Source organism: Streptomyces sp. NBC_01439, from assembly GCF_036227605.1.
GTDB lineage: Bacteria > Actinomycetota > Actinomycetes > Streptomycetales > Streptomycetaceae > Streptomyces.
Genome location: NZ_CP109487.1, coordinates 5,210,557 through 5,232,870, shown reverse-complemented (window position 1 = coordinate 5,232,870; position 22,314 = coordinate 5,210,557). Strand labels below are relative to the sequence as shown.

Below are 22,314 nucleotides of genomic sequence, written 5' to 3'. Positions count from 1 at the left end.
AGGGATCAGCCCACCACCCGGCCGATCAAGTACACGGCGGGGGCGGCCGCCGCGAGCGGCAGGGCCACACCGGCCGTCATGTGCACAAACTTCGACGGGTAGTCGTACGCCGCCACGCGCAGCCCGACCAGCGCGCACACCCCGGCCACGAGACCGATCAGCGCCCCGCCCGCACCGACCGAGGTCAGCCCGCCGACCGCGATGCCGGCACCGGCGGCCGCGGCCAGCGAGACGCCGACCGAGGGGGCGGTGGGCAGCGGCAGCGCACGGGCGAAGACGGCGACCGCGACGGCGACCGCACCGACCGTGGCGGCGGCGGAATCGGCCGCGAGATAGCCCGCACAGATGATGGCGAGGGCGGCCGAGGCCACCGAGGCCATCAACCCGTACATCCGCTCGTCGGGATCGGCGTGGCTGCGCAGCTGCAGGACGAGCGTGAGCAGCACCCAGGCACCGAGGGTGCCGACGATCGCACCGGCTCCGTAGAGGGGATCGACGGCGAGCACGGCCGCATCGGCGACGACGGCTCCGGCGAAGGCGAGGGCGATGCCCTGACGGGCGGGCCACATGCCGTTGAGGCGGAACCAGCCGGCTGCCGTGAGGCCCTGCAGGGCGATCAGCGGCAGGAGCAGGGCGTACTGCCCGAAGGCGGCGGCCACGGCGAGCAGCAGCCCGAGGGCAGCGGTGAGTATGGCGGACTGCGGACCGGGGTCGATGATCGGCGACCGGCCCTCGGCGCGCGCCTGGGCGGGGTCGACGGCGCGCAGGGTGTTGCCGGCGAGGGTGGGCGGGGACCAGGAGGTGATCTCCTGCGGCTCGGCGGCGGACACGTCGGCCACCGGCGGCATGTACGCCGTCTCCTCGACCGGCAGCGGCTGCCGGTGCTGCTGGTGCTGGTTCGGGGGCTGGTGCTGCTGGTCGGGCCCGGGGCCCGGGTAGGGCGGCAGGTAGGCCGTCTCCGCACCCTGCGGCCACTCCTGGACCGGAGCAGCGGCGGGCGCCGGAGCCTGGGCCCCGTCCCGGTACCAGCCCTCGGGAACCACCGGCTGCGGGTACGCATCCGGGGCCGGGGCGTAGCCGCCGACGGCTCCGGAGCCGTCCGGCCAGGAGCCCGGGGCCGCCGGGGCCGCCGGGGCCTCGTCGCGGAACCAGCCCTCGGGCGCCGCCGGCTGCCCGGGCACCGCGCCCAGCGGCGGGTGCACCGGCTGGTAGCTGGTGTCCCAGGTGTCGGACTGCCAGGTCTGGGTCCCGTACGGGTCCTCCTGGTGCTGCTGGTGCTGCTGCGCGTACTGCTGGTGCTGCTGCTGCGCGTACTGCTGGCGCTGCTGTTCTTCAGGCGTACTCATCGGCTCCCGCTCACCCGCCCGCGAACGGCGGGAGCACCTCGACGGTGCCCCCTTCGGTCAGCGGGACGGAATCATGCGGGCGCTTGCCCACAGGCTCGTCGTTCACGAGGAAGGAGCAGCGCAGCAGGACCCGGGTCAGCTCCCCGGGGTGGCGCTCCCGCACGGCGTCGAGCGCCTCGGCCAGTGTGCGCGCCGAGTACGGCTCCTCCGCCGTCTTGGCCGCAGCCTTGGCCGCCGCCCAGTAGCGGATGGTTCCGGTTGCCACTGCTGCTCCTATCGTCGGCTCTCTACCGTCGGCCTCCATGATGGCCCCTCCCACCGCCGACCCCCGCGTGCCCCGACGCGCCGGGTGTGCGCCCGTCGGCCCCGAGTTACCGCTCGGCGGGCCCCCGATCCGGTGAAACCCGGGCTTACGCAGGGCAGGGGCGTGGCATGAACCACAGAAGTGGAAGCGGAAGAAGCCTCGGCCACGCATCGACGGGTGGGCTATTCTGCTTGGCGAGAGGATCCGGGCAACGTTGCCCCCGGGTCCTTTTGTGCTTTCAGCGCGTTGAACGAACCGAGAACAGTGGTATCCATGCGGACCCCAGGGCGCGGGGATCGCGGGGACGCCGGGCAAGACGTACGAAGCAGTACCACGCATGTCCTCGACGGGACCGAGGAGGAACCGACGTGATGGACCAGCGAACCGTGCACCACCGTCCGACCCGGGCAGGTGGTCGGTCGTGAGCTCACTCCTGCTGCTCACCAACGCCCTGCAGCCGTCGACCGAGGTGCTGCCCGCCCTCGGCCTGCTGCTGCACAACGTCCGGGTCGCCCCGGCCGAGGGCCCCGCCCTGGTGGACACCCCGGGAGCCGATGTCATCCTCGTGGACGGCCGCCGCGACCTGCCGCAGGTGCGGTCGCTGTGCCAGCTGCTCCGCTCCACCGGACCGGGCTGTCCGCTGATCCTGGTCGTCACCGAGGGCGGCCTGGCCGCCGTCACCGCCGACTGGGGCATCGACGACGTCCTCCTGGACACCGCGGGTCCGGCGGAGGTCGAGGCACGGCTGCGCCTGGCCACCGGCCGTCAGCAGCTGGGCTCGGACGACTCCCCGATGGAGATCCGCAACGGTGACCTGTCGGTGGACGAGGCCACGTACTCCGCCAAGCTCAAGGGGCGGGTGCTCGACCTCACCTTCAAGGAGTTCGAGCTGCTCAAGTACCTCGCCCAGCACCCGGGCCGGGTCTTCACGCGCGCCCAGCTGCTCCAGGAGGTCTGGGGCTACGACTACTTCGGCGGCACCCGGACCGTCGACGTGCACGTACGGCGGCTGCGCGCCAAGCTCGGCCCCGAGCACGAGTCCCTGATCGGCACGGTCCGCAACGTCGGCTACCGCTTCGTCACGCCGGAGAAGGTCGAGCGGGCGGCGGCGGAAGCCGCGGCCCAGGCGGCGGCCAAGGCCGCGGCCAGGACCGCCGGTCAGCCGGCTGCGCAGCCGGCGCAGACGGCCGCGCAGCCGGCTTCACAGACCGCCTCGTAGTCGGCTCCGGCCGTCACCCGATCGGCCGAAGACGGTGTGAGCATCCACTTGGCAGTACGCCCTGCCCAGAGGTAGGTCACCCCGCGTAGACTGCCGCGCGTGGCCAAGGTGACGCGGGATGACGTTGCACGACTTGCGGGTACGTCGACCGCCGTCGTGAGCTACGTCATCAACAACGGACCCCGGCCGGTCGCCCCGGCCACGCGCGAGCGTGTCCTCGCCGCGATCAAGGAGCTGGGCTACCGCCCGGACCGGGTCGCCCAGGCGATGGCCTCGCGGCGCACCGACCTCATAGGCATGATCGTCCCGGACGCCCGGCAGCCGTTCTTCGCCGAGATGGCGCACGCGGTCGAACAGGCCGCCGCCGAGCGCGGAAAGATGGTCCTGGTCGGCAACTCCGACTACCGCACCGAGCGCGAGGTCCACTACCTGCGGGCCTTCCTCGGAATGCGGGTCTCGGGCCTGATCCTGGTCAGCCAGGGCATGAGCGAGCAGGCGGCCAGCGAGATCGAGGCGTGGGACGCCCGGGTCGTGCTGCTGCACGAACGCCCGGAGGCGATCGACGACGTCGCCGTCGTCACGGACGACATCGGCGGCGCCCAGCTCGCCACCCGCCACCTGCTGGAGCACGGGCACGAGTACGTCGCCTGCATCGGCGGCATCGAGAACACCCCCTCGGTCGGCGACCCGGTCGCCGACCACGTCGAGGGCTGGCGCCGGGCCATGCTGGAGGCCGGCCGCTCCGTCGAGGGCCGGCTCATCGAGGCCCCGTACAACCGCTACGACGCGTACACGGTCGCCCTGGAGGTCCTGGCGCGGCCCGACCGGCCGACGGCCATCTTCTGCGCCACGGACGACCAGGCGATCGGTGTGCTGCGCGCCGCGCGCGAGCTGCGCATCGACGTGCCCGGGGAACTGGCCGTCGCGGGCTTCGACGACGTCAAGGAAGCCGCCCTCACCGACCCGCCGCTGACCACGATGGCCTCGGACCGCACGGCGATGGCCCGCGCGGCCGTGGACCTGGTCCTGGACGACGGCCTGCGGGTGGCCGGCTCCCGACGGGAACGGCTCAAGCAGTTCCCGTCGGCGCTGGTGATCCGCCGCTCCTGCGGCTGCCGCTGAGCGCAGGTCACGCGTCCAGCGTGCACGGCATCAGCAGGGAGAAGGCGTCCTCGGTGTCGGGGCGCAGGAGCACCAGCGGGGCCTTGGGGCCGACGTACTCCAGCAGCGCGTCGTCGCCCACGGCGAGCGCGTCGAGGAGGAAGGCGGGGTTGACCCCCACCCGGTCCCCGTCGGAGGCGGCGCCGCTCTCGTAGGCGTCGTCGGCGACGGTCACGGTGTCCGTCAGGACCAGGGCGCACCGTTCGCCGTCCTGCCCGGCCAGGACCTTCCGCAGGGCCTTCCGCAGGGCCGGCACGTCCAGCGGGATGCGGCGGCCCTCGGGGAGCTGCATCAGGCGGCGGTGGTCGGGGAACTCCTCGCCCAGTCCCCGCCCGGCGACCCGGCGGCCCTGCGTCTCCAGCTCGACCGCGTCGCCGTCCACGGTGAGCCGGGCCGGGGAGCCGTCGGTCAGCAGGGCCCGCATGGCGTCCGCGAGCGGGGCGGGCACGGTCAGCTGGACCCGCCCGCCGCCGTGGCCGGTGGTGGACGCGCGGGCCACGGCCATCCGGTAGCGGTCGGTGGCCACGACGTGCAGGTCCGAGCCCTCCGCGTCGAAAAGGATCCCGCCGAGCACCGGCAGCTCGGGGTCGGTCCCGACGGCGAAGCGTACGGAGTCCAGCGCGGCCGCGAACTCCGGGGCGGGCAGGGTCAGCCGGGCGGTGCGGGTGGTGGTGGTCATGGTGCTCTCCTTGTGTCCGAGTCGTGCGCGTACCGCGGAGAGCGCGCCGCGCGCATCGGCGAGCTCGCGTTCGAGCCGGCGCAGGTGCCCGTCCAGCAGCCGGGGCACCAGGCCGGTGTCCCCGCCGGACCAGGCCGCCAGGACCAGCCGGACGTCCGCGAGCGGCATCCCCGCCTGCCGGAGCCGGGCCAGCAGCCGGGCCTCGTCGAGCTGTTCGGGCGCGTACCAGCGGTATCCGGTCGCCGGATCCACCCGGGCGGGCGGCAGGACGCCCGCCCGGTCGTAGAAGCGCAGCGCGCTCACGCCCAGCCCGCTGTCGCGGCCCATCTCACCAATGCTGTGCATCTCGCTCTCCACACCCGTGACTCTGGGACCTCCACCAGGTCGAGGGTCAAGGCCGGTTCTCAGGTCGGTCGTAGCAGGTTCTGTCGGGCTTCTCAGGCCTGACTCAGGAAGCTCTCATGATCTGCGGCCAGAGTCGGTGCCATGACCGACAGCTTCCGCCGCGAAGGCGAGTACCCGCAGGAGAACAGCCCGGCCCAGCACGCGCCGTTCGGCGAGGACTGGCAGCGCGGGCACGACAGGCTGACGCAGGAGGCCGGAGCCGGGACCGGGACCGCAGCGGGGGCCGGAGCCGGGGCGGCGGCCCCCGCGGCCTACCCGCCGCCGCCCTCGTACCCGCCGGCCGCGCCCGGCTGGCACGAGGCGCACCTGCCGCCGGTCATCCGGGGCGAGACGGTCCCGGCGGCCGCGGGCGGCGTCGGCGGGGGCGAGGGCGGCGGCCCCCGCCAGCCCGCCCACGCCGCGCCCCCCGCACCGCGGGCCAAGCGGCCCGTCGCCCTGCTGGCCGCCGTCGCGCTCGCCGCGGCCCTGGTCGGCGGCGGCACCGCGGCCGCCGTCCAGCAGCTGATGGAGCGGCAGGCCGGCAGCACCGGGGGCGGGGTCAACGGCACCAACGTCTCGCAGTCGAACTCCGGCACCGTCACGGGAGTCGCCGAGCAGGTCAGCCCTTCGGTCGTCCGCATCGACGTCCGCACCGGCTCCGGCCAGGGCACCGGCTCCGGCATCGTCCTCACCGCCGACGGCGAGGTCGTCACCAACAACCACGTGGTGAGCGGCGCCTCCCAGACCCAGGTGACGATGAGCGACGGCAAGAAGTACCCGGCCAAGATCGTGGGCACCGACCCCGACAAGGACCTGGCCCTGATCAAGCTCCAGGGCGCCTCCGGGCTGAAGCCCGCCGCGCTCGGCGACTCCGGCGGCGTCAAGGTCGGTGACCAGGTCGTCGCCATCGGCTCGCCCGACGGCCTCACCGGCACCGTCACCAGCGGCATCGTCTCCGCGCTGAACCGCGAGGTGAAGGTGCCGAAGTCGGAGCAGCAGTCCCCGCAGGGCCGGCAGCAGGGCGAGGACAGCTGGCCGTTCTCCTTCGGCGGCCGCCAGTTCAACGGGGACACCGGCTCCGACACCACCTCGTACAAGGCCCTCCAGACGGACGCCTCCCTCAACCCCGGCAACTCCGGCGGCGCCCTCGTCGACATGAACGGCCGGATCGTGGGCATGCCGTCGGCGATCTACTCGCCCGCCTCCGGCAACTCCGCCGCCGGCAGCGTCGGCCTCGGCTTCGCCATCCCGGTCGACACGATCAAGGCCGACCTGGACTCCCTGCGCAAGGGCGGCCCCGGCGGCGCGGGCTCCTCCGGTACGGGCTCCGGCTCCGGCTCCGGCTCCGGCTCCGCCGCAAACGGCTTCGGCACCAGCTTCTGACCCACCCGTGCGAGGCTGGAGGCGGCCCACCGGGCCGCCTCCACGGCCGACCACCATCCCTGGGAGACCCATCCATGAACGCCGCCGAAGGCGAAGCGCGGATCCTCGTCGTCGACGACGAACCGGCCGTTCGCGAGGCCCTGCGCCGCAGTCTCGCCTTCGAGGGGTACGCCGTGCAGACCGCGGTCGACGGGCTCGACGCCCTCGACAAGGCGGCCTCGTACGCCCCCGACCTGATCGTCCTGGACATCCAGATGCCCCGGATGGACGGGCTCACGGCCGCCCGCCGGCTGCGCGCCTCCGGCAGCGTCACCCCGATCCTGATGCTCACCGCCCGCGACACCGTCGGCGACCGCGTCACCGGCCTCGACGCGGGAGCCGACGACTACCTCGTCAAGCCGTTCGAACTCGACGAGCTCTTCGCCCGGGTCCGCGCCCTGCTGCGCCGCAGCTCCTACGCCGCCGCACGGGCCGCCGGCGAGAGCCACGAGGACGCCCTGACCTTCGGCGACCTGCGCATGGACCTCGCGACCCGCGAGGTCACCCGGGCCGGGCGGCCGGTGGAGCTGACCCGGACCGAGTTCACGCTGCTGGAGATGTTCCTCGCGCACCCGCGCCAGGTCCTGACCCGCGAGCAGATCCTCAAGACCGTCTGGGGCTTCGACTTCGAGCCCAGCTCCAATTCCCTGGACGTGTACGTGATGTACCTGCGCCGCAAGACGGAGGCCGGCGGCGAGCCGCGCCTGGTGCACACCGTGCGCGGGGTCGGCTACGCCCTGCGCGCCGGCGAGAGCGGGCCCGAGTGAGCCCGACCGCCAGATTCCGCGCGCTGCCGCTGCGCTCCCGCCTCGCACTGCTGGTCACGGTGGCGGTGGCGCTCGCGGTCGCGGCCGTGGCGGCGGTCTCCTGGGTGATGGTCCGCACCCAGCTGCGCGAGCAGCTCGACCGCTCCCTGATGGCGACGAACGTCGGCGCCGAGGTGAGCCGGACCCTGGTGCAGAACGACTGCCTCCCGCCGCCGCAGCAGCCCCTGCAGCAGATCGCCGGGAACCTGGGCGCGACCGTCCAGATCGTCCGGCCCGACGGCAGGCACTGCTGGGTCGCCGGGCCCACCGCCCTGCCGGTGACCGGGGCCGACAAGGAGATCGCGGCGGGCACGCGGGGCAAGACCCTGCAGACCGTGACGACTTCCGACGGCGTCGAGATGCGCGTCTACACGATCCCGGTGGTGGTCCCCAACACCGGCCAGGTCTGCTGCGGCGTCTCCATCGCCAAACCGCTCGCCGACATCGACAAACCCCTGTCCACCCTGGCCTGGGTGCTGCTCCTGGTCTCCGGGATCGGCATCGTCGGCGCCGGGGTCGCCGGCCTGTGGGTGGCCCGTACCGGACTCCAGCCCGTCGACGAGCTGACCGACGCCGTCGAGCACATCGCCCGCACCGAGGACCTGACGGTTCGGATCCCCGACGCCGGGGACGACGAGATCGCCCGCCTGTCGCGGTCCTTCAACTCGATGACGGCGGCCCTCGCCTCCTCCCAGGAACGCCAGGCCCAGCTGATCGCGGACGCCGGACACGAGCTGCGCACCCCGCTGACCTCGCTGCGCACCAACATCGAGCTGCTCGCCCGCAGTGAGGAGACCGGCCGGGCCATCCCGCCCGACGACCGGCGGGAGCTGCTGGCCTCGGTCAAGGCGCAGATGACGGAGCTGGCCTCGCTGATCGGCGACCTGCAGGAGCTGTCGCGGCCGGACGCCGGAGCGGGGGGCCCGCTCCAGGTGGTCGCCCTGCACGAGATCGCCGGGGCCGCGCTGTCCCGGGCCCGCCTGCGCGGTCCGGAGCTCCGCTTCGACTCGGACCTGCGGCCCTGGTACGTACGGGGCGAGGCGGCGGCGCTGGAGCGGGCGGTGGTCAACGTCCTGGACAACGCGGTGAAGTTCAGCCCGCCGGGCAGCACGGTCGCGGTGACGCTGCGGGCGGGCGAGCTGACCGTACGGGACCACGGTCCGGGCATCCCGGCCGAGGACCTGCCGCACGTCTTCGAGCGGTTCTGGCGGTCCGAGTCGGCCCGCGCCCTGCCCGGCAGCGGATTGGGCCTGTCGATCGTGGCCCGTACGGTGGCGCGCGCGGGCGGCAGCGCCGAGCTCCGGGCGGCGGCCGACGGCGGCCCGGGCACGGAGGCGGTGCTCCGCATCCCTGGGGCGCCGACCCCGCCGCCCTCCGATCCGTCAGTTGTGCCCGATCAGTGAGGCGACCAGGCCGGAGCGGGTGTTCGGGAAGTCCATCGGGACGACGCCCAGCCCGGTCCGGCCGGCCAGCTCCCCGCCGTCGACGAACGAGTGCACCTGCGGGTTCAGCCGGTCGGAGTTCCAGCGCGGCGGCATGTACGCCGCGGTGCTGACGTAGTTCACGAAGAGCTTGCCCGGCTGCTGGACGGCCTTGCGGAAGTGGTTCTCGATCCGGCCGCGCTTGGCGAAGGGCTCAGTGTTGTAGTCGTCCTGGATGTCGAAGACGTTGCCGTCGCCGTAGCGCAGGCCCGGCAGGCCGCCGTTGTCGGCGAGCAGGACCACCTTGCCGCGGGCCTGTCCGAGGGTGGGCAGGGTGTCGGAGATCCGGAACAGGGGTCGCCAGCCGCGGTTGTCCAGGTAATCGTCGAAGACGGCGCGGAAGGTGGCGTCGCTCTCCCCGGAGTACTCCTGCTTGACGCGCATCAGGACGGTCTCACCGGGGTGCGCGGCGAGGAAGTTCCAGCAGGCGACGAGGACGTCCCCGAACATCAGGTCCTGGAAGAAGGCCGCGTGGTGGATGGCGAAGGAGCCGCCCGTAACCCGGCAGCGGACGTCGAGGAAGCGGATGCCGGAGTCGAGCTGCTGGGCGATCGAGGTGTTCTGACAGGCGACGTAGAGGCCGCCCTTGGTGGCGCCGGAGTCGTGGGTGCCGGGGATGGTCATGCGCTGGAGGACGGTGGAGTCGCCGAGGCCGGCCATCCAGTCCTGGGTGCCGAGCGTCGCGGCCGAGGCGGGTGCGGTCCCCAGTCCCAGGGTCGTGCCGGCGGCCAGTGCTCCGGCCAGGAACGCCCGCCGGCCCAAGCCCGTGCGCCGGCCCGAGCCCGTGTCCGTGTGCAGGCCCGTGTCCGCGTCCCTGTCCGTGTCCGTGCGCGTGCCGATGCCCATGGCCATGCCCGCCCCTTCGCCGACCCGATGATGGCCGGATTATGGCGTGCACACGTCAGCTTTACTACCTGTCGGTAGCGGTCAGCTCTCGAGCAGCTCGACCATGGACCGCAGCCCCTGGAGGAGCTCGCGGCCGTCGGGGGCCTGCTCCGGATCGGTCAGGGTCTGCACCATCACCCCGCTGAGCAGCGCGATGTGCATCGAGCCGAGGGCCCGTACGTCCGCCTCGGAGACCTCCTCCTGCGGCACCCCGCGCAGGGCCGCGGCCACCATCCGCCGGTTGCGGCGCTGCCCCTCGGCGAGGATCGCGAGCAGTTCGGGCGAGGACTGCGCATGGACGAAGGCCTCGACGGAGGCCAGCCAGAGCCAGCGCATCTCGCCGAAGTCGCGGATCTTGCGGTCCCAGGTGTCGGCGTAGCGCTCCCCCGCGGTCTCGCCCTCACCGGTGAGCCGACCGGACCCCGCGGCCCACTCTTCCATGGCGGCGAACAGGGCCTGGTTGAGGAGGGCCTCCCGGGATCCGAAGTGGTAGCCGATCGCGGCCATGCTCACCCCCGCGGCCGTGGCGACGTCCCGCACGGTCGTGCGCAGGTAGCCCTTCTCCTCCAGGCAGCGCCGCGCTCCGGCCAGCAGGTCCTCGCGATTTCCCATGCGGGGATCGTAGCCGCGGCAGATCTTGCGCAAGCGCCCAATACATCTGTATTGCGCGCTTGCCTAAATCCTGGCAGGCTTCAGGCACCGTCAGATCAGAAGACCGACGAAACGGGGAGGAACACCATGCAGCGCCACGAGATGAAGATCGACGACCGCACCCTGTCCTACGTGGACTCCGGCGGCACCGGCCGCCCACTGCTGGCCCTGCACGGCGGCCTGTCCGAGGGCCTCGCCTTCGCCGGACTCGCCGCGCACCTCGGCGACGCCTGGCGGGTCATCGCCCCCGACCAGCGCGGCCACGGCGGCTCGGACCGGGCCCCGCACTACCGCCGCGAGGGCTACGTGTCCGACGCCGTCGCCCTCCTCGACCACCTCGGCCTGGACGCCCCCGTGGCCCTCCTCGGCTACTCCCTCGGCGGCCTCAACGCCTACCACCTCGCCGCCGCCCACCCCGATCGGATCTCCGCACTCGTCGACGTCGACGCCACCGTCGAGATCCACCCCACCACCGAGGGCCCCCTCTTCGACTTCCTGCACGGCATGCGGTACACCGCCCCCACCCGCGAGGAACTCCTCGAAGCCGCCGGGCCGGTGGGCGCCCAGTTCGTAGAGCAGGCCCTGCGCCCGCTCCCCTCCGGCGAGGGCTGGCGGCTACCGTTCCACCCCCAGGACATGCTCGACTCCATCGAGGCCTGCCGGGGCGACCACTGGGACGCCTGGCTCGCGAGCACCTGCCCGGCCGTACTGATCCACGGGGTCCACAGCCAGGCCCTGCGCCGGGACACCGCCGACGCGATGGTCGCGCGCCGCCCCAAGACCTCGTACACCCCCCTGAACGGCGACCACTTCGTGCCCTTCACGGACCCGGACGCCTTCCACACCGCGGTCGGGACGTTCCTGGCCGCCCTCTGATCCGTCCGGTCCCCGCGCCACGGGGGTGCACGGGGAAACGCCGAAGGGGCGGCGGGCCGACCGGCCCACCGCCCCTTCGGGCGCGCTGTGTGCGGGGGTTACTTGATGACGGTGATGCGGTTCGCCGCCGGCGGGGCGATCGGGGCGGCCGCCGAGGAGTTCTTCGTCAGGTAGGCGTTGAAGCAGTCCAGGTCGGACGCGCCCACGAGCTTGTTCTTGTGCTCCTTCAGGACGGTGAAGCCGTCACCGCCGCCCGCGAGGAACTCGTTCATCGCGACTCGGTAGGTCTTGGCGGGGTCGAGCGGCACGCCGTTCAGCTTCACCGAGTCCACGACGATGCGGTCCGCGCCCGCCTTGGTCGAGTCCAGGGTGTACGTGAAGCCCTTCGACACCTGCAGGATCTTCGGGTTCGGGCCGTTGACCGGACCGCTGACCTGCTGCTGAAGCGCGGTGATCAGCTGTGCGCCGGTCAGGTCCACGATGTTCATCATGTTGGTGAACGGCTGGACCGTGAAGGACTCGCCGTACGTCACCACACCGTCGCCCTCGTCACCCGAGGCCTTGTAGGCGAGGTCCGAGCGGATGCCACCCGGGTTCATGAGGGCCAGCTGCGCACCGCCCTTGTCCGCCGGGGCGAGCGCTTCGAGCTGCGCGTCGGCGATCAGGTCGCCGAGCGGCTTCTCGGGGGCCTCGGAACCGCGGCCGGGGATGTCGGCCGAGATGAAGCCCTGCGGACGGTTGGCGATCGGGGCCGCCAGCGCCTTCCAGCGGTCGATCAGCTCGGTCATGTCCGGGGCCTTCGGCTGGTCCCGGCCCACGATCTTGTTGATCGGCTTCGGCGAGGTGACCGGCGTACGGACGATGTCCTTGGTCTGCCGGTCGTAGGTGAGGGTGGTGTCGGTGAACAGGCGGCCGATGGAGGCGGCCGAGGTCACCGTGCGCGGGTTGCCCGCCGGGTCCGGGATGTTGCAGGCGTACGCCTGGTGCGTGTGGCCGGTGACCAGCGCGTCGACCTTGGAGTCCACGTTCTTGGCGATGTCCACGATCGCGCCCGAGATGCCGGAGCCGGCGCCCGGGACGTTGCAGTCGTAGTTGTAAGCGCCACTGGCGGGCAGGCCGCCCTCGTGGATCAGCGCGACGATCGACTTCACGCCCTGCTTGTTCAGCTCGGCGGCGTACTTGTTGATCGTCTCGATCTCGTCGCCGAACTTGAGGCCCTTGACGCCCTCGGCGGTCACGACGTCCGGAGTGCCCTCCAGGGTGACGCCGATGAAGCCGATCTTCACGTCCCCCTTCTTCCAGACGTAGGTGGGCGACATCAGCGGACGCTTGGTCTTCACGTCCGTGACGTTGGCCGCGAGGTACTGGAACTGGGCGCCGGTGAACTCCTTGCCGAATTCGAAGCAGCCCTCGACCGGGTGGCAGCCGCCGTAACCCATGCGGCGCAGCTCGGTCTTGCCCTCGTCGAACTCGTGGTTGCCGACGCTGGAGACGTCCAGACCGATCTTGTTCAGCGCCTCGATGCTCGGCTCGTCGTGGAAGAGCCCGGACAGCATCGGACTGCCGCCGATCATGTCACCGGCCGCGGCCGTGACGGAGTACTCGTGACCCTTGCGGGCCTCGCGCAGGCTGGTCGCCAGGTACTCGACACCGCCCGCGGGTATGGCCTTGGTGGTGCCGTCGGCCTGACGCTCGGTCACGGTGCCGGACGAGCCCTGCGGGGGCTCCAGAGTGCCGTGGAAGTCGTTGAACGACAGCATCTGCACGTCGACGGTCCGGCTCTTGGCCGCACCGCCACCACTCGCGGCACCGGCCGGCAGTGCGGCGGCGACCATGGCCCCGGCGCCGGCGGTGACGGCGAGGGCGGTGAGGGTCAACCGGCGGGTTCGGCGGTGCCGTTGTGGCGTCACTGACATTTAATCCCCTTATGTGGCAGCGGGAGAATGTGGGAGGTCCGCCGAAGCCTATGGTCAACGCGCGTAGCTCTACCAGTGGGTAGGAGTATCGCGTTGGTTACGTGCAGAAGAACGACCGACCCCCCAACCCGCACTCCGCCCGTCACCCGCGGCGGTCGTAGGCTCGTGCCATGACTGACGCAGCAGCGGCCCTCGAGCCGGGACGGCAGATTCAGACCCTCGACGAGCTGACGGAGGAACAGGCGATCGCCGTGCTCGACCTGATCGAGGACGCGGCACGCACCGACGGCACCACCGCCGTGTCCGAACAGGGCCGGCTCCAGCTGCGCGGCGGACCGCGCGAGGGGATCCGGCACTTCCTGCTCACCGAAGGCGGCCGGCTCTCCGCCTACGGGCAACTGGAGGACACCGACCCGGTGGAGGCCCCCGCCGCCGAACTCGTCGTGCACCCGGCCCTGCGCGGCCGCGGACACGGGCGCGCCATGGGCACGGCCCTGCTGGCCGCCTCCGGCAAGCGGCTGCGGGTATGGGCGCACGGCGGCAAGTCGGCCGCACGGCACCTCGCGCAGGTACTCGGCCTGACCCTCTTCCGCGAGCTGCGCCAGCTGCGCCGGCCACTGGCCGGCGGGGACCCGCTGCCGGAGCCGGTGCTCCCGCCGGGGGTGACCGTACGGACCTTCGTGCCCGGCACCGACGACAAGGCCTGGCTCACAGCGAACGCGGCCGCCTTCGCCCATCACCCCGAGCAGGGCTCGCTGACCCAGCGCGACCTGGACGACCGGATCGCGCAGCCCTGGTTCGACCCCAAGGGCTTCTTCCTCGCGGAGCGCGACGGCGAGCTCGTCGGATTCCACTGGACGAAGGTCCACGCGGCGGAGCAGCTGGGCGAGGTCTACGTGGTCGGCGTACGCCCGGGCGCCCAGGGCGGCGGCCTCGGCAAGGCCCTCACCGCGATCGGCCTGCGCCACCTGGCGACCCAGGGCCTGCCGACGGCCATGCTCTACGTGGACGCCGACAACCCGGCGGCCCTGGCCGTATACGAGGGCCTCGGCTTCACCACCCACGAGGTCGACCTGATGTACCGCACGGAAAGCTGATCCGCCTGCGGCGCCGCTCCGGGTCCACGCCCAGCCCCGCCGGCGATTGAGGCGCGACAAAACCAGCCCCGCCGGCGATTGAGGCGCGACAAAACCAGCCTCGCCGGCGTTTGAGGCGCGGCAAAACCAGCCTCGCCGGCGTTTGAGGCGCGGGTCCGGGCAGCGCCCGGCGGGGGCCCGGGGGCGGAGCCCCCGCAACGGCGCCGCACCCGCGCACGCCGGGGCGCACCGCACCGCCACCCCCGCCGGGAGGCAAACCGCACCGGCCCCCGCCACCCCCGCCGGGAGGCGACTCGTGCGCCATCCGGACCCGGGAAGCCACACGCCATTAACCAGGCATTCAGAAGCGCTTGCGACTCTCCCCCAATGCAGCCCCGACTCCGACTGACGGCGAACCCTTCCGACGCGCCTGTCCTGCCGCTTGCGCGGAACAATGGAGTCATGAGCCACCAGCCCAGCGCAGGCCCCACCGAGGTCCCCGCCCAGCACCCGTCTCACACCCCCGCCGCCACCCCCGGCCGGTCCGCCACCGGAGCCCACGCCCGCATAGGCTCCATCTCGGCGCACCGCCCGCACGTCGACCTGGAGCCCGATCTCGACGCGGATCTGGACGCCTACGACGACAAGGACGGCGACGAGCTCCCGCCGGGACGCTTCCTCGACCGGGAGCGCAGCTGGCTCGCCTTCAACGAACGGGTGCTGGAGCTCGCCGAGGACCCCACCACGCCCCTGCTGGAGCGCGCCAACTTCCTGGCGATCTTCGCGAGCAACCTCGACGAGTTCTTCATGGTGCGCGTGGCCGGCCTCAAGCGGCGCATCGCCACGGGCGTCGCCACCCGCTCGGCCTCGGGCCTCCAGCCCCGCGAGGTGCTGGACCTCATCTGGACGCGCTCGCGCGAGCTCATGGCCCGGCACGCCGCCTGCTTCCAGCAGGACATCTCCCCGGCCCTCGCCGAGGAGGGCGTGCACCTGATCCGCTGGCCCGATCTCACCGAGAAGGAGCAGGCCCGCCTCTTCACCCTGTTCCGCAACCAGATCTTCCCGGTGCTGACCCCACTGGCCGTGGACCCCGCGCACCCCTTCCCGTACATCTCCGGCCTCTCCCTGAACCTGGCCGTGGTCGTGCGCAACCCCGTCAGCGGCCACCGCCACTTCGCCCGGGTCAAGGTCCCGCCGATCCTCTCCCGCTTCCTGGAAGCCTCCCCGCAGCGCTACGTCCCGCTCGAGGACGTCATCGCCGCGCACCTGGAGGAGCTGTTCCCCGGCATGGAGGTGCTCGCGCACCACATGTTCCGGGTCACCCGCAACGAGGACCTGGAGGTCGAGGAGGACGACGCCGAGAACCTGCTCCAGGCCCTGGAGAAGGAGCTCATGCGGCGCCGCTTCGGCCCGCCCGTGCGCCTGGAGGTCGAGGAGTCCATCGACCCGGGCGTCCTGGACCTGCTGGTGCAGGAACTGAAGGTCAACGCCTCCGAGGTCTACCCGCTGCCCGGCCCGCTGGACCTGACCGCCCTCTTCGGGATCGCCTCGCTGGACATCCCCGAGCTCAAGTACCCGAAGTTCGTCGCCGGCACCCACCGCGACCTCGCCGAGGTCGAGTCCGCGTCCGCGCCCGACATCTTCGCCGCGCTGCGCGAGCGGGACGTCCTGCTGCACCACCCGTACGACTCCTTCTCCACCTCGGTGCAGGCCTTCCTGGAACAGGCCGCCGCCGACCCGGACGTCCTCGCCATCAAGCAGACGCTCTACCGCACCTCCGGCGACTCCCCGATCGTGGACGCCCTGATCGACGCCGCCGACTCCGGCAAGCAGGTCCTCGTACTCGTCGAGATCAAGGCCCGCTTCGACGAGCAGGCCAACATCAAGTGGGCGCGCAAGCTGGAGGAGTCCGGCTGCCACGTCGTCTACGGGCTCGTCGGCCTCAAGACCCACTGCAAGCTGTCGCTCGTCGTCCGCCAGGAGGGCGAGACGCTGCGCCGCTACTCGCACGTGGGCACCGGCAACTACCACCCCAAGACGGCCCGGCTCTACGAGGACCTCGGCCTGCTCACCGCCGACCCGCAGGTCGGCGCGGACCTCTCCGACCTCTTCAACCGGCTGTCCGGCTACTCGCGCCGCGAGACCTACCGCCGGCTGATGGTGGCGCCCCGCTCGCTGCGGGACGGACTGATCGCGCGGATCGACAAGGAGGCCGCCCACCACAAGGCCGGCCGCCCCGCCTACGTCCGGCTCAAGATGAACTCGATCGTCGACGAGGCCCTCATCGACTCGCTCTACCGGGCCTCCCAGGCGGGAGTGCCCGTCGACATCTGGGTGCGCGGCATCTGCGCGGTGCGCCCCGGGGTCCCCGGGCTCTCGGACAACATCCGGGTCCGCTCGATCCTCGGCCGCTTCCTGGAACACTCCCGGGTCTTCGCCTTCGGCAACGGCGGCGAACCCGAGGTGTGGATCGGCAGCGCCGACATGATGCACCGCAACCTCGACCGCCGCATCGAGGCCCTGGTCAGGGTCGCCGACCCGGCCCACCGCGCGGCACTGGACCGGATGCTGGAAACCGGGATGTCCGACGCCACCTCCTCCTGGCACCTGGGCCCGGACGGCGAGTGGACCCGGCACAGCACGGATGCGGACGGCCAGCCGCTGCGGCACGTACAGGAGACGCTCATAGACGCCCGGAGGCGCCGGCGTGGCTCAGCCAAACCATGACCCGATTACGGCGACGGCGGACGCAGGTGCCGTGCTCGGCGCGTACCTGCGCGCCCAAGCAACCGCTTTCCTCCGCGCGCTGCGCCTCCACGGTGAAGGCACGGCGGGCGGGGCCGATGCCGCCGAAGGGAGCGATGCGGCGCGCAGCCTGCGGGGGGCTGCGCGCCGCATCAGCGGATCCCTGGCCACCTTCCGGGTGGTGACCGAGTCCCCCTGGGCCGACGGGTTGCGCACCGAGCTGGTGTGGCTGTCCTCGACCCTGGCCGACGAGCACGCGTACGCGGCCCGGCTGACCCGGCTGATGGAGGCCCTGCACCGGCTGTCGGGGTCCCCGGAACTGCCTGCGCCGCGCGGCTCGGCCGGCGCGCTGACGGTGGGCTCGGCACGGGCGGGCGCGCTGCTGGAACGGCAGCTGACCCTGGCCCGTACGCGCGCCCACTCGGCCACCCTCCAGGCGCTCGGCTCCTCCCGCTTCCACGCGGTGGCGGACGCCGTGGCGGTGCTGGCCTCGGAGGTCCCGCTGGACGCGGTCGCGGCCCGGGGCCGGGTGACGGAGGTACTCGTCCCGCTGGCCGCCGTGGCCGAAACCCGACTGTCGGCGGCGGTCGCGGCGCTGCCCCCGGTCGACGGGGCCCATCCGTACAACGCGGACCACGACGGGCCCTGGCACGAGGTGCGCCGCCTGCTGCGGGTCCACCGGTACGCGCGGGAGGCGCTCGGCGAGGACGTGAGTCGGCCGGCGGCCGCGGGCGAGGCCCTGGACCGCCACCGTGACGCGGCCGAGGCGGCGACCGCCTCGGCGACGGCGGCCCGCACCCCGCGCATCGCCCCGGCGACGGCCTACGCCCTGGGCGTCCTGCACGCCGACCAGCGCCACGAGGTCGAGGCCGCCCGTCTCGAGTTCCAGCACATCTGGCTCCCCGAACCCGCGGTCACGCCGCGATAACGTGCGGGTAACGGATGATGACGGCCATGGGTGACCGGACCGGGATGCACCGGGTCGTCCGCCACGGTTCACCATCCGTTCACTCGGGCCGGTCGGCTGCTTCACCTGTTCTACCTAATTTCGGTGATGCACGGAGCGAGTCGCCCGGAGGTCGAGCAGCTCAGCCGCGCACAACCGACGTAGTCCTCTTCGCACGCCGCCCCGATACAGAAAGCGGCCGGCGGCTTCTGGAAGGAACACCCGAAAAGTGAAGCTTCAGCGCAAGAACATGCTTCGTGCCTCCGCCCTCGGGGCGCTTGTCGTGTCCGGCGCCCTGGTCCTCACGGCGTGCGGCTCGGACGACAACACCAAGACCGCCGACGGCTCGGCGAAGCCCTCCACGGCCGCCGCGGGCGACATCAAGTGCGACGACGCCAAGGGCAAGCTCCTGGCCTCCGGCTCCTCCGCGCAGAAGAACGCCATCGAGCTGTGGATCAAGAACTACATGGCCGCCTGCTCCGGCGTCGAGGTGAACTACAAGTCCTCCTCCTCCGGTGAGGGCATCGTCGCCTTCAACCAGGGCACGGTCGGTTTCGCCGGCTCCGACTCGGCGCTGAAGCCGGAGCAGGTCGAGGAGTCGAAGAAGATCTGCACCGGCGGTCAGGGCATCGACCTCCCGATGGTCGGCGGCCCCATCGCCCTCGGCTTCAACGTCGCCGGCGTGGACAAGCTGAACCTCGACGCCGCCACGGTCGCCAACATCTTCAACGACAAGATCAAGAAGTGGGACGACGAGGCGATCAAGAAGCTGAACCCCGGCGTCACGCTTCCCTCCACCGCCATCCAGGCCTTCCACCGCTCCGACGACTCGGGCACCACCGAGAACCTCACCAAGTACCTCAAGGCCACCGCGGGCGACGCCTGGCCGTACGAGGCCGCGAAGAAGTGGGCCGCCCCGGGCGGCCAGTCGGCCTCCGGCTCCTCCAGCGTCGCCGCCCAGGTCAAGCAGGTCGACGGTGCGATCGGCTACTTCGAGCTCTCCTTCGCCAGCTCGCAGAACATCAAGACCGTCGACCTGAACACGGGCGCCTCCGCCCCGGTCAAGGCCAACGGTGAGAACGCCTCCAAGGCCATCGCCGCCGCCAAGGTCGCCGGCACCGGCTCCGACCTGGCCCTCAAGCTCGACTACACCACCAAGGCCGAGGGCGCCTACCCGCTCGTCCTGGTGACCTACGAGGTCGTCTGCGACAAGGGCAACAAGCCCGAGACGCTCCCGACCGTGAAGTCCTTCCTGAACTACGCCGCCTCGGACGCGGGCCAGAAGGTCCTCCTCGAGAACGGCTACGCCCCGATCCCGGCCGAGATCAACACCAAGGTCCGCGAAGCCATCAACGGCCTCGGCTAAATCCTGACCCCGGGTCCGGTCCGCTCCCCCGTCCGGGAGCGGACCGGACCGGGACCCTTCCCCTTCACCCGGGGGAATCCGGTGCACCGCCGCCAGGGGGCCTGCCCCCCACACAGACCGGAAAGACCATGGCTTCCACCACACCCACCCAGATAGACACGGCTCCGCCTGTCACCCGTAGCGGAGGATCCACCGGCCGTGCCGGTGACAAGATCTTCGCCGGGCTCTCCAAGGGCTCCGGCATCCTGCTCCTGGTGATCATGGCGTCGATCGCCGCCTTCCTCACCTACCGCGCCTCGATCGCCCTGTCGAAGAACGAGGGGAACTTCCTCACCACCTTCGACTGGAACGCGTCGGCCAACCCGCCCGTCTTCGGCATCGCCGTCCTGCTCTTCGGCACCGTCGTCAGCTCGATCGTCGCGATGGCCATCGCCGTCCCGATCGCCGTCGGCATCGCCCTGTTCATCTCGCACTACGCGCCGCGCAAGCTGGCCGCGCCCCTCGCCTACGTGGTCGACCTGCTGGCCGCCGTGCCGTCGATCATCTACGGCATCTGGGGCGCCCTCTTCCTCGTCCCGCAACTCAACGGCCTGAACCTCTGGCTGGACGAGTACCTCGGCTGGACGTACGTGTTCGAGAAGACCCAGGTCGGCGTGGCCCGCTCGCTCTTCACCGTCGGCATCCTGCTCGCGATCATGATCCTGCCGATCGTGACCAGCGTCAGCCGCGAGGTCTTCCTCCAGGTCCCGCGCATGAACGAGGAGGCCGCCCTGGCCCTCGGCGCGACCCGCTGGGAGGTCATCCGCATGTCGGTGCTGCCCTTCGGCCGCTCCGGCGTCATCTCCGCCTCGATGCTCGGCCTCGGCCGCGCACTCGGCGAGACCATGGCCGTCGCGACCGTCCTCTCCCCGAGCTTCCTGATCTCCGGCCACATCCTGAACCCGGGCGGCGGCACGTTCGCGCAGAACATCGCCGCGAAGTTCGACGAGGCCAACGAGTTCGGCCGCGACGCGCTGATCGCCTCCGGTCTCGTCCTCTTCCTGCTCACCCTGCTGGTCAACGGTGCAGCTCGCCTGATCATCGCTCGCCGCAAGGACTTCTCGGGGGCGAACGCCTGATGAGCCACGCAATCCAGGACCAGCGGCCCACCCGGGCCCGCAAGTCCGCCGCCCCCGCCGGCCTCACCCGCGGCGGCCTGCCCCGCTGGGCCCCGGCGGCCATCGCAGCCCTCTCGATCGCCCTCGGCTGCGGCATCGGCCTCGCCTTCGGCCTCCAGAGCAAGATCCAGTGGGGTCTGCTCGCGGCACTGCTCTTCATCGCCGTCACGTACACCGCCAGCGCGGTGATCGAGAACGGCCGCCAGGCCAAGGACCGCGTCGCGACCTCCCTCGTGTGGGTCTGCTTCGTCCTCGCGGTCATCCCGCTGCTCTCGCTGATGTGGACCACGATCAGCCGCGGCCTGAAGCTCCTGAGCGGCAACTTCCTCAGCCACTCGATGAACGGCGTGACCAGCTTCGACGAGGGCGGCGGCGTCTACCACGCCCTGCTCGGAACCATCGAACAGGTCGCCCTCGCCACGCTGATCGCGGCCCCCATCGGCCTGCTGACCGCCGTCTACCTGGTCGAGTACGGCAAGGGCAGCCTCGCCAAGTCCGTCACCTTCTTCGTCGACGTCATGACCGGCATCCCCTCCATCGTCGCGGGCCTGTTCATCCTGACGACCTGGAACCTGATGCTCGGCTTCGGCCCGTCCGGCTTCGCCGGCGCCATGGCCCTGTCGATCCTGATGATGCCGGTCGTGGTCCGCTCCACCGAGGAGATGCTCAAGCTCGTCCCGAACGAGCTGCGCGAGGCCGCCCTCGCCCTCGGTGTGCCGAAGTGGCGCGTGATCCTCAAGGTCGTGCTCCCGACCGCGATCGGCGGCATCTCCACCGGCCTGATGCTGGCCGTCGCCCGCATCGCCGGCGAGACCGCGCCGATCATGCTGCTGGTCTTCGGCTCCCAGCTCATCAACGGCAACCCCTTCGAAGGCGCCCAGTCCTCGCTCCCGCTCTACATTTGGGAGCAGTACAAGGTCGGCAGTGAAGCCTCCTACGACCGGGCATGGGCCGCAGCGCTCGTCCTGATCGCCTTCGTCATGATCCTCAATCTGGTGGCCCGCGGCATCGCCCGCTGGAAGGCCCCGAAGACCGGTCGCTGACGCGACTCATGAAAGCGAAGTGACCCCCATGGCGAAGCGAATCGACGTCTCCGGACTGTCCGCCTTCTACGGCACCCACAAGGCCATCGACGACATCTCGATGACCGTGGAGCCCCGCTCCGTAACGGCCTTCATCGGCCCCTCCGGCTGCGGCAAGTCCACCTTCCTGCGCACCCTCAACCGCATGCACGAGGTCACCCCCGGCGGCCGCGTCGAGGGCAAGGTCCTGCTGGACGACGAGAACCTGTACGGCACCGGCGTGGACCCCGTCGCGGTCCGCCGCACGGTCGGCATGGTCTTCCAGCGCCCGAACCCCTTCCCCACCATGTCGATCTTCGACAACGTGGCGGCGGGCCTGCGGCTGAACGGCAAGTTCAAGAAGTCCGAGCTCACGGACATCGTCGAGAAGTCGCTCCAGGGCGCCAACCTCTGGAACGAGGTCAAGGACCGCCTGAACAAGCCCGGCTCCGGCCTCTCCGGCGGCCAGCAGCAGCGTCTGTGCATCGCCCGCGCCATCGCGGTCGAGCCCGAGGTCCTGCTGATGGACGAGCCCTGCTCCGCCCTGGACCCGATCTCCACCCTGGCGATCGAGGACCTGATCGGCGAGCTCAAGGAGCGCTTCACGATCGTCATCGTGACGCACAACATGCAGCAGGCGGCCCGCGTCTCGGACCGCACCGCCTTCTTCAACCTCTCGGCCGTCGGCCAGCCCGGCAAGCTCATCGAGCTCGACGACACGGACCGGATCTTCTCGAACCCGTCCGTCCAGGCGACCGAGGACTACATCTCGGGTCGCTTCGGCTAAACCGGGACAGGCGTCCTGCGGTGCTGCATGGCGGTGCCACCGCAAG

General features: G+C 71.7%; 19 protein-coding genes. 13 read left to right on the top strand and 6 right to left on the bottom strand.

Features of this window, described 5'->3' with window-relative positions; genetic code table 11:
- Positions 1-5: 5 nt before the first annotated feature.
- Both OG207_RS23520 and OG207_RS23515 read right to left on the bottom strand, forming a co-directional pair.
- Entirely contained in the window at positions 6-1,346 is a 1,341-nt protein-coding gene (locus OG207_RS23520; RefSeq protein WP_329100523.1) for a hypothetical protein, read from the bottom strand.
- Positions 1,347-1,356: 10 nt separating this feature from the next.
- On the bottom strand, positions 1,357-1,611 hold the full coding sequence (locus OG207_RS23515) for a MoaD/ThiS family protein (protein ID WP_030011762.1): 255 nt from the start codon (positions 1,609-1,611) through the stop codon (positions 1,357-1,359).
- 460 nt (positions 1,612-2,071) lie between these two features.
- Between OG207_RS23515 and OG207_RS23510 the strand changes: the two genes are divergently transcribed.
- Positions 2,072-2,869, top strand: a complete 798-nt coding sequence (locus OG207_RS23510) for a response regulator transcription factor (RefSeq protein WP_329100521.1) — start codon at positions 2,072-2,074, stop codon at positions 2,867-2,869.
- Positions 2,870-2,968: 99 nt separating this feature from the next.
- Positions 2,969-3,991 (top strand): LacI family DNA-binding transcriptional regulator, encoded by a 1,023-nt coding sequence (locus OG207_RS23505; RefSeq protein WP_329100519.1) that lies wholly within the window; start codon positions 2,969-2,971, stop codon positions 3,989-3,991.
- 7 nt (positions 3,992-3,998) lie between these two features.
- Here OG207_RS23505 and OG207_RS23500 read toward each other — a convergent pair whose 3' ends face one another.
- On the bottom strand, positions 3,999-5,054 hold the full coding sequence (locus tag OG207_RS23500) for a DNA polymerase III subunit beta family protein (RefSeq protein WP_329100517.1): 1,056 nt from the start codon (positions 5,052-5,054) through the stop codon (positions 3,999-4,001).
- Positions 5,055-5,195: 141 nt separating this feature from the next.
- Here OG207_RS23500 and OG207_RS23495 point away from each other — a divergent pair, with 141 nt between their 5' ends.
- From OG207_RS23495 to OG207_RS23485, 3 genes are all read left to right on the top strand, one after another.
- Entirely contained in the window at positions 5,196-6,476 is a 1,281-nt protein-coding gene (locus tag OG207_RS23495) for a S1C family serine protease (protein WP_329100515.1), read from the top strand.
- A 74-nt stretch (positions 6,477-6,550) separates the two neighbouring features.
- Positions 6,551-7,282, top strand: coding sequence for a response regulator transcription factor (locus OG207_RS23490; RefSeq protein ID WP_329100513.1), 732 nt, complete (start codon positions 6,551-6,553; stop codon positions 7,280-7,282).
- Complete coding sequence (locus OG207_RS23485; RefSeq protein WP_329100512.1) at positions 7,279-8,724, top strand: HAMP domain-containing sensor histidine kinase; 1,446 nt, start codon at positions 7,279-7,281, stop codon at positions 8,722-8,724. Before OG207_RS23490 ends, OG207_RS23485 begins: the two co-directional genes overlap by 4 nt.
- Here OG207_RS23485 and OG207_RS23480 read toward each other — a convergent pair.
- Both OG207_RS23480 and OG207_RS23475 read right to left on the bottom strand, forming a co-directional pair.
- Complete coding sequence (locus OG207_RS23480; RefSeq protein WP_329107806.1) at positions 8,704-9,648, bottom strand: phosphatidylinositol-specific phospholipase C; 945 nt, start codon at positions 9,646-9,648, stop codon at positions 8,704-8,706. The two genes, OG207_RS23485 and OG207_RS23480, sit on opposite strands and share 21 nt — an antisense overlap.
- Before the next feature lie 81 nt (positions 9,649-9,729).
- Complete coding sequence (locus OG207_RS23475; RefSeq protein WP_329100510.1) at positions 9,730-10,299, bottom strand: TetR/AcrR family transcriptional regulator; 570 nt, start codon at positions 10,297-10,299, stop codon at positions 9,730-9,732.
- Between the two features lie 126 nt (positions 10,300-10,425).
- Between OG207_RS23475 and OG207_RS23470 the strand changes: the two genes are divergently transcribed.
- Positions 10,426-11,214 carry an alpha/beta fold hydrolase gene (locus OG207_RS23470; protein ID WP_329100507.1) on the top strand — a complete coding sequence of 263 codons (789 nt, stop codon included), beginning with the start codon at positions 10,426-10,428 and terminating at the stop codon, positions 11,212-11,214.
- 98 nt (positions 11,215-11,312) lie between these two features.
- Here OG207_RS23470 and OG207_RS23465 read toward each other — a convergent pair whose 3' ends face one another.
- Complete coding sequence (locus tag OG207_RS23465; RefSeq protein WP_329100505.1) at positions 11,313-13,130, bottom strand: bifunctional metallophosphatase/5'-nucleotidase; 1,818 nt, start codon at positions 13,128-13,130, stop codon at positions 11,313-11,315.
- 170 nt (positions 13,131-13,300) lie between these two features.
- Between OG207_RS23465 and mshD the strand changes: the two genes are divergently transcribed.
- The 7 genes from mshD (at position 13,301) to pstB (ending at position 22,268) form a co-directional block, all read left to right on the top strand.
- Positions 13,301-14,227 carry a mycothiol synthase gene (mshD, locus tag OG207_RS23460; RefSeq protein WP_329100503.1) on the top strand — a complete coding sequence of 309 codons (927 nt, stop codon included), beginning with the start codon at positions 13,301-13,303 and terminating at the stop codon, positions 14,225-14,227.
- Positions 14,228-14,668: 441 nt separating this feature from the next.
- Entirely contained in the window at positions 14,669-16,933 is a 2,265-nt protein-coding gene (locus tag OG207_RS23455) for an RNA degradosome polyphosphate kinase (protein WP_329100501.1), read from the top strand.
- On the top strand, positions 16,914-17,879 hold the full coding sequence (locus OG207_RS23450) for a CHAD domain-containing protein (RefSeq protein ID WP_329100499.1): 966 nt from the start codon (positions 16,914-16,916) through the stop codon (positions 17,877-17,879). Before OG207_RS23455 ends, OG207_RS23450 begins: the two co-directional genes overlap by 20 nt.
- A 247-nt stretch (positions 17,880-18,126) precedes the next feature.
- Entirely contained in the window at positions 18,127-19,263 is a 1,137-nt protein-coding gene (pstS, locus tag OG207_RS23445) for a phosphate ABC transporter substrate-binding protein PstS (RefSeq protein WP_329100498.1), read from the top strand.
- Between the two features lie 128 nt (positions 19,264-19,391).
- Positions 19,392-20,381, top strand: coding sequence for a phosphate ABC transporter permease subunit PstC (pstC, locus tag OG207_RS23440; protein WP_030009314.1), 990 nt, complete (start codon positions 19,392-19,394; stop codon positions 20,379-20,381).
- On the top strand, positions 20,381-21,463 hold the full coding sequence (gene pstA / locus OG207_RS23435; RefSeq protein WP_329100496.1) for a phosphate ABC transporter permease PstA: 1,083 nt from the start codon (positions 20,381-20,383) through the stop codon (positions 21,461-21,463). Before pstC ends, pstA begins: the two co-directional genes overlap by 1 nt.
- 28 nt (positions 21,464-21,491) lie before the next feature.
- Positions 21,492-22,268, top strand: coding sequence for a phosphate ABC transporter ATP-binding protein PstB (gene pstB / locus OG207_RS23430; RefSeq protein ID WP_329100494.1), 777 nt, complete (start codon positions 21,492-21,494; stop codon positions 22,266-22,268).
- Positions 22,269-22,314: the final 46 nt, after the last annotated feature.

Bases quoted from the DNA above. Each gene is read 5' to 3' on its own strand.
- OG207_RS23520 (WP_329100523.1), bottom strand. From the start codon at position 1,346: ATGAGTACGCCTGAAGAACAGCAGCGCCAGCAGTACGCGCAGCAGCAG.
- OG207_RS23470 (WP_329100507.1), top strand. From the start codon at position 10,426: ATGCAGCGCCACGAGATGAAGATCGACGACCGCACCCTGTCCTACGTG.
- OG207_RS23455 (WP_329100501.1), top strand. From the start codon at position 14,669: ATGAGCCACCAGCCCAGCGCAGGCCCCACCGAGGTCCCCGCCCAGCAC.
- OG207_RS23500 (WP_329100517.1), bottom strand. From the start codon at position 5,054: ATGCACAGCATTGGTGAGATGGGCCGCGACAGCGGGCTGGGCGTGAGC.
- OG207_RS23475 (WP_329100510.1), bottom strand. From the start codon at position 10,299: ATGGGAAATCGCGAGGACCTGCTGGCCGGAGCGCGGCGCTGCCTGGAG.
- OG207_RS23495 (WP_329100515.1), top strand. From the start codon at position 5,196: ATGACCGACAGCTTCCGCCGCGAAGGCGAGTACCCGCAGGAGAACAGC.
- pstA (WP_329100496.1), top strand. From the start codon at position 20,381: ATGAGCCACGCAATCCAGGACCAGCGGCCCACCCGGGCCCGCAAGTCC.
- OG207_RS23490 (WP_329100513.1), top strand. From the start codon at position 6,551: ATGAACGCCGCCGAAGGCGAAGCGCGGATCCTCGTCGTCGACGACGAA.
- OG207_RS23480 (WP_329107806.1), bottom strand. From the start codon at position 9,648: ATGGGCATCGGCACGCGCACGGACACGGACAGGGACGCGGACACGGGC.
- OG207_RS23465 (WP_329100505.1), bottom strand. From the start codon at position 13,130: ATGTCAGTGACGCCACAACGGCACCGCCGAACCCGCCGGTTGACCCTC.
- pstC (WP_030009314.1), top strand. From the start codon at position 19,392: ATGGCTTCCACCACACCCACCCAGATAGACACGGCTCCGCCTGTCACC.
- pstB (WP_329100494.1), top strand. From the start codon at position 21,492: ATGGCGAAGCGAATCGACGTCTCCGGACTGTCCGCCTTCTACGGCACC.
- mshD (WP_329100503.1), top strand. From the start codon at position 13,301: ATGACTGACGCAGCAGCGGCCCTCGAGCCGGGACGGCAGATTCAGACC.